3 protein-coding genes are annotated in these 6,639 nt (G+C 40.9%); all 3 read right to left on the bottom strand.

What is annotated here, in order from left to right:
• Positions 1–403: 403 nt before the first annotated feature.
• Positions 404–1,771, bottom strand: a complete 1,368-nt coding sequence (locus ACIQ2L_RS12800; protein ID WP_396159420.1) for an exonuclease domain-containing protein — start codon at positions 1,769–1,771, stop codon at positions 404–406.
• Positions 1,772–2,031: 260 nt separating this feature from the next.
• Entirely contained in the window at positions 2,032–5,094 is a 3,063-nt protein-coding gene (locus ACIQ2L_RS12795; RefSeq protein WP_396159419.1) for a DNA polymerase III subunit alpha, read from the bottom strand.
• Positions 5,095–5,344: 250 nt separating this feature from the next.
• Positions 5,345–6,553, bottom strand: a complete 1,209-nt coding sequence (dinB, locus tag ACIQ2L_RS12790; protein WP_396159418.1) for a DNA polymerase IV — start codon at positions 6,551–6,553, stop codon at positions 5,345–5,347.
• Positions 6,554–6,639: the final 86 nt, after the last annotated feature.

Below are 6,639 nucleotides of genomic sequence, written 5' to 3'. Positions count from 1 at the left end.
TGAGTGGCACTTCGACAGGCTCAGTGTGACACCGCTTTACTAATTGGCTATACTAATTCATTAAACTAATCCATTGCAATCTTTATAAACTAATGCCAATCCAAACAACCATTGTCACACTGAGCTTGTCGAAGTGCATACCGTTCAACCAATAAAAAAGATTCTCGATACACGTCACTTCGACCTTACATCCGTCACTTCTTTTGATTTTTAAAGATGAAAACGCTAGTTTTTATCTTTAAAAATAGTATCGACCCGAGCCACCCGAGCTTAAGCGAACTGAGCGTAAGCTAGAAGCCGACTGCCGAAGACACACGAGCGAAGCGACTGGCGAAGCACATCGAGTAGCTTTGTCTCTCAAACCTGACAGGTTTTTAAAACCTGTCAGGTTTAGAACCGCTATTCAACTAATTTTAAGAACATTTCTAGAGTAATTGGCAGCATACGAAGTGATTAACTGCATAATATAGGCCGTACTTCGATACGGTGTCATATGATCCTTTATTTCAGAAGGGGTGTTGATACTGACCTCCGAGGAAATGTATCCCATACCATAAAAATGCCCCTTTTCTACCCAAACGCAACTGCGTTCGTCGGCGGTACGCCCTTTATCCACAATGGCAAAACTGGGTCGGTCATTGAGTAAATAGGATAGTGCTTCTTCAATCTTTTGGTTGTGATGCGATGGCTCCGGAAAGGGGGTCGATTTCACTTGGGGTTCCAATTGGCCTTCGGAAGTTTGACCATAATTACAAAAGCGATGATCAATAGCAAACTGTTCCGATAGGTTGCGCAAGCAGCTAATACCATCATGTAAGGAGGTAAAGGTTTCAAGGGGCGACTGTCCTTTTGTAAGTTTGCCAAGGGCCAAATAGCGATAGCCGTTTCGGGCTTCGTATTCGTACAGTCCGTACTTAGGTTCTAATTTCTTAAGGGCGCTGTTGTATATCGGCCACAATTTTTGGATTTCAATACACTCCAGTAGGAGTGCCATAAATTCGGTGGCGGCAACTTCATAGGAAATACCATGAATATCCCTTAGGAAATTTTGGCGTTGTGGCGTAATGCTATGCCCAGTAAAATGAGAAGCTACCCTTTTTTTAAGGTTGATGGCCTTACCAACATACACTACTTTCTTTTCCTGATTATGAAAATAATACACACCCGGCTTTTCAGGGAGTTGCTCAAAATCCTGCGGCGGTAGGTTAGGAGGCAATCGTTGATCCTGCGCCGTCTTTTTAATCATTGTGGAGAGTACACCTTCATCATCCCAAGATACTAATTTAGAAAATAGTGTTGCCGTAGCGGTGGCATCACCACCAGCGCGGTGGGCATTCTCCAGCGGGATATCCAAAGCACGACAAAGATTCCCCAAACTGTACGAAGCCAATCCAGGTTTTATTTTTCGGGCGGCTCTCACGGTGCAGAGTTTACGGGCGGTCCATTTAAATCCGCTTTTTTCGAGTTCGTGGCGCACAAACGAATAATCAAAATTGACATTATGGGCGACAAACACGCGGTCGGTGAGCATCGCCAATACTTTTTCAGAAATAAAATCAAAAGTAGGCGCGTGACGTACCAGGGCATTATCGATACCGGTTAAAGCAAAAATAGCGGGTGGGATGTCCTTTTCGGGATTAACCAAACTTTCCCATTGGTCTAAGATGGTGGTGCCGTCGTGAATGATGATGGCTATTTCTGTAATGCGGCTATGGGTGGCATTGCCGCCAGTGGTTTCAATATCGACGATGGCGTATTCTAGTTTTTTCATTATTTAGTATATTTATCTTCTTTTGCCTTGACGCAAAAGAAGCAAAAAGTCAAGGCTCGCAAATTAAAAGCTTGAAAACTACCTCGAAGCTGCGTTCCGCGCCCCAAGCCGTTCGCCTTGCAGGCTCAACTCGTGGAGCGCTGCCACTTCACTTCTTCGTTGTCTTCTTACGCTTTTTATTTGATGCCTTTAAAATCGGAATTGTATTTGCACTTTCCTACGTTGCACTGTGGAAAGTGTGCTAAGACGTTTTATTTTTATCATAGTGTTTTTATCATCTTTTGTCTTGGTAAATTGATTTCATGTTCCTGCGGATAGGGTGCGCGATGCGTCATGCTAACATCTTCTCGTATTTGTTGCTGTGTTTGAAAACGCTTTTCATCTGTAGCCGAATATCGAGGGTCAGGAATGAAAGGCATCTTCTCCATTTTGGATATGGTTATCGTTGGAAAATGATAATCCACTTCCACCTGACCTAATAACAGATAACATCCTCCACCTTTAAAGGGATACTGTTGCAGGCAATCGGCAAAATGCGCCGTATCAAAAAACGCGCCTTCTGCATCGATCCAAGTGCCAAAATACATATCGCCTCGTTTTGTGGGAACATGTTTTCGTGAAATTAAATAGGCCAACATTCGGACTGTTTTTTTGTGGTGTAGGGTCAAATCCTTCGCCATCACATCACCTCTATACCGTGTCTGCAATAAATTGAAAGGGGTCACCGATACCGAAAAATCAAGCAGTTCAATTTCATCAAAAGCATCTTCAAATGGGGAACGCTCCAGTAAAGGTAATTTATATTCTTTGACGGGTTCCTGAAGCAGCATTAAATTGCGGTTCTCGGGTTTAAAATTGATTAAAATCAATCGTGCTATGATCAGCAATTCATTTTTGGGTTTGCCGGTAAAACGAAAGGCCCCAATGAAGATGAGCGTTTGTAGGGCTTCAATTCCAATGGGGATTCGGTTGATAAAATCTTCTAAGGATAGAAACGTCCCATTTTCTTCGCGTTCGGTAACTAGTAGTTCCGCGGTCTTAGATTCTAAACTTTTTAAATGCTGAAAACCTAAGTAGATAGTCTTGCCGAAAACCTTTGTCTGATGGTCACTTTTATTAACACAAGGATTATGAATTTTCGCACCCGACATTTTGGCTTCGTGAATATACACTTCAGTACGATAAAACCCTCCGAAATTGTTGATTACCGCTGTCATGAATTCGATAGGGTAGTAGGTTTTTAGATAGAGGCTCTGATAACTCTCAACGGCATAGGATGCCGAGTGTGCCTTGCAAAAAGAGTAGCCTGCAAAGGATTCTATCTGACGGTAAATTTCCTGGCTTAACGGCTCGGGATGTCCCTTTTTTGCACAGGATGCAAAGAAGTTGTCTTTTACTTTTTGCAATGCTGCTTTGGAGCGCCCTTTACCACTCATGGCTCGACGCAGGATATCACCATCGGCAGCGGGAAGTCCGCCATAATGCAAAGCAATCTTGATTACATCTTCTTGATAGACCATAATGCCATACGTTTCACCCAATTGTTCTTTAAACACCTCATGAAAATATTCGAAACGGTCGGGATGATTGTGCCGGAAAATATACTCTTTCATCATTCCCGATTGTGCTACTCCTGGGCGGATTATGGAGGAAGCGGCTACTAATATTTTGTAATTATCACATTTCAGTCTTCGGAGTAAACCCCGCATGGCTGGACTTTCAATATAGAAGCAGCCGATAGTTTTTCCTTGGCTTAATAACGCGTTGCAGGTTTGTTCATTTTTGGAAAGGGTAGTATCTCGGATATCGACTTCAATGCCTTGATTTTCTCTGATTAATTTTACGGTATCATCAATATGGCCAATGCCGCGCTGGCTAAGAATATCGAATTTATCAAAACCAATATCTTCAGCAACGTGCATGTCAAACTGCACTATGGGAAAGCCCTTTGGTGGCATTTCCAATCCAGTGAAATTGGTTATCGGTTCTTCTGAAATAATAATACCACAGGAGTGCATACTTCTCTGATTGGGATATTTTTCGAGCATCATGCCATAGTCTTGAACCATTTTAACCACTTCATTTTTGTGGTGTTTTTGCATTGGGTTTTTTGCCAATTCATCGAGTTCTTCTTTGGGCAAACCGAATACCTTTCCGACTTCACGGAAGATGGAACGGTATTTAAATTCGACATTGGTGCCACAAAACGCCACATGATCGCTACCGTATTTATTGAAAATATATTCTAAGATGGTATCGCGTTCGCGCCAAGACCAATCGATATCAAAATCGGGTGGTGTTTTTCGGTTAACATTTAAAAAGCGTTCAAAATACAAGTCGAGTTCTAAGGGACAAATGTTTGTAATATCGAGACAATAGGCAATGATACTGTTGGCGCCACTACCACGACCTATGTGCAAAAATCCCCGACGAATACTGTATTGCACAATATCCCAAGTAATAAGGAAGTAGCCACTGAACTCTAAATCGTTAATTACTTTTAGTTCTTTTTCAACTCTTGCTTTGGCTTCTGCATTGTGGGCACCATAACGGCGAATCATTCCTTCGTAGGCGAGTTTAGTCAGTAACACACTATCATCGTGTTTGTTTGATGTGTAGTGCTTTTTATTTTTCGGAGTAAAAAAATCGTATTCGAAATTACATTCGGCTATTATGGTTTGGGTGTTTTGAATGATCTGTGGAAAGGCACTAAATTTTTCCATAAGATTTTCCATCGGAATCATGACTTCAGTTACCTTGCAGTAATCGGTTGCTGCTAATTTTGAGCCAATACTATTTAAGTCAATTGCCCGTAGTATTTTATGAAGATTGTGTTCTTTTTTGGTACGATACGTAACAGATTGTAGCACGACCATTTTAGGAATCCTTCTTTTCCAAACATAATTATACAGTTTTGGTAACTGTTCCGCAGTAATCCCAATAAATTCATGTTCCTTCAATTCGTCCGGGACATTATCAAACGGATAAATCACAAACACGTTTTCAAAATAAGGTGCTGCTTCTGGAAGTGGTGTGTTTTCAAAATTGTGTTTCGTTACTAGACGGTTCATTTCTGCAAATCCGGTTCTGTTTTTTGCCAAACCAATGTATAATTGTTTACTGGTATTGCGGAAGTCGATACCCACCAGTGGTTTTATGTTTACTGCCGCACAGGCTTTTATAAAATCATAAGTACCGGTTACGGTATTGATATCGGTTAATGCCATTGCTGTAACGCCATAATCAACCGCTTGTGTTACTAAATCCTGTAAAGGAATAGTGCCGTAGCGGAGGGAATGGAAGGAGTGGCAGTTTAAGTACATATTGTTTTTTTTATATCTTCTTTTGCCTTGACGCAAAAGAAGCAAAAAGTCAAGCCTTAGATTATTCGGCGACCTGCTATTCCTTGATACCTAAATCAAAAGAAGCCAGCGCGCCTCCTGGCTCCATCACTAAAACAGTCTACTAGACTGTTTCTTTACGCTCGGTCCTGCTCAAACAGTTTTTGATTTTACGGTATCTGCGAAATGCAGGTGCCCGCCTGCCATAATCTTATGGCAGACTAATCGGAATTTATTTTTGCGTTTCCTCCGCTGCGCTTTGGAAAGGTGTTTTAAGAACTTTTTCTTGGTTTTGAGTTACTTTTAATATCGCATCTGCACGGCCAACGGCATGAAAGCCGTAGCGTTTTTTCATTTTATCTAATGCCTGATACAATGCCAACATTTCTTCGGTGTCTTCAAACATATTAATCTGATAGGTACCCCGGACTAAACCAGTAAAAGTTACTCCAACCAAACGAATGCGCATACGGCGGTTGTATAATTTGTTGAATAGTTCCAATGCCAATTTTCCCAATATATGATCGCAGGAAGTATAGGCTACTTTTCTTTGTAAATTCTCAGTATCAAAATTGGCGTATCTTATTTTTACTGAAAGTGTAGAGACTAACCATTGTTCTGATCGTGCCTGATAACAAAGCTTTTCAACCATACCTAATATCAAGGATGCTACTTTTTTAATGTCAATGGTGTCTTGTAGGTAGGTGTGTTCTGTAGAAAGGGATTTTCTTTCGGTGTAAGGTTCTACCGGATTGTTATCTATGCCATTGGCTTTTTTCCATAATTCCAATCCGTTTTTACCAATCATACTTTGCAAAACCTCAGCCGGAGTTTCGGATAATTTTTCAATGTTCCTAATCCCTAATCGAGAAAGCAGATTAAAAGTGACTTCACCCACCATCGGAATTTTTCGAATTGATAACGGATTCAAAAAGGGCTGTACCTTGTTTTGCGGAATTTCGAGATTACCTTTTGGTTTTCCTTCGCCTGTTGCAATCTTAGATACTGTTTTGTTTACCGATAAGGCAAAGCTTATGGGTAATCCTGTTTCTTTGGTAATGGTTTGTATTAATTCGTTTGTCCATTTGTAACAGCCGTAAAATTTATCCATACCGGTAATGTCGAGGTAGAATTCGTCGATACTTGCTTTTTCTACTATAGGGGAATGCTCTTCAATAATTTGGGTTACTTCATGTGATTTTTTGGAAAACAACTCCATGTCGCCTTTTACAATTTTTGCCTGTGGACAAAGCTGCATGGCCATTCGTATCGGCATCGCAGAACGAACACCAAAATATCGTGCTTCATACGAACAGGAAGTCACAACACCTCTTTCGCCACCGCCTACAATCAGCGGAATACCATTGAGTTGCGGGTTTTCTAACCTTACGCAAGAGACGAAAAACGTGTCTAAATCCATGTGAACGATAGCGCGTGACATACTATTTTAAAATTTGAAGTGAAATTATATGCTGCAAAATTAGAATCATATTACCATAATTTATTATATTTGTTGTGAATTATATT

Source organism: Flavobacterium sp. (assembly GCF_044369455.1).
Classification (GTDB): domain Bacteria; phylum Bacteroidota; class Bacteroidia; order Flavobacteriales; family Flavobacteriaceae; genus Flavobacterium.
This window is presented reverse-complemented; position numbering and strand designations above follow the sequence as displayed.

Bases quoted from the DNA above. Each gene is read 5' to 3' on its own strand.
- ACIQ2L_RS12800 (WP_396159420.1), bottom strand. From the start codon at position 1,771: ATGAAAAAACTAGAATACGCCATCGTCGATATTGAAACCACTGGCGGC.
- ACIQ2L_RS12795 (WP_396159419.1), bottom strand. From the start codon at position 5,094: ATGTACTTAAACTGCCACTCCTTCCATTCCCTCCGCTACGGCACTATT.
- dinB (WP_396159418.1), bottom strand. From the start codon at position 6,553: ATGTCACGCGCTATCGTTCACATGGATTTAGACACGTTTTTCGTCTCT.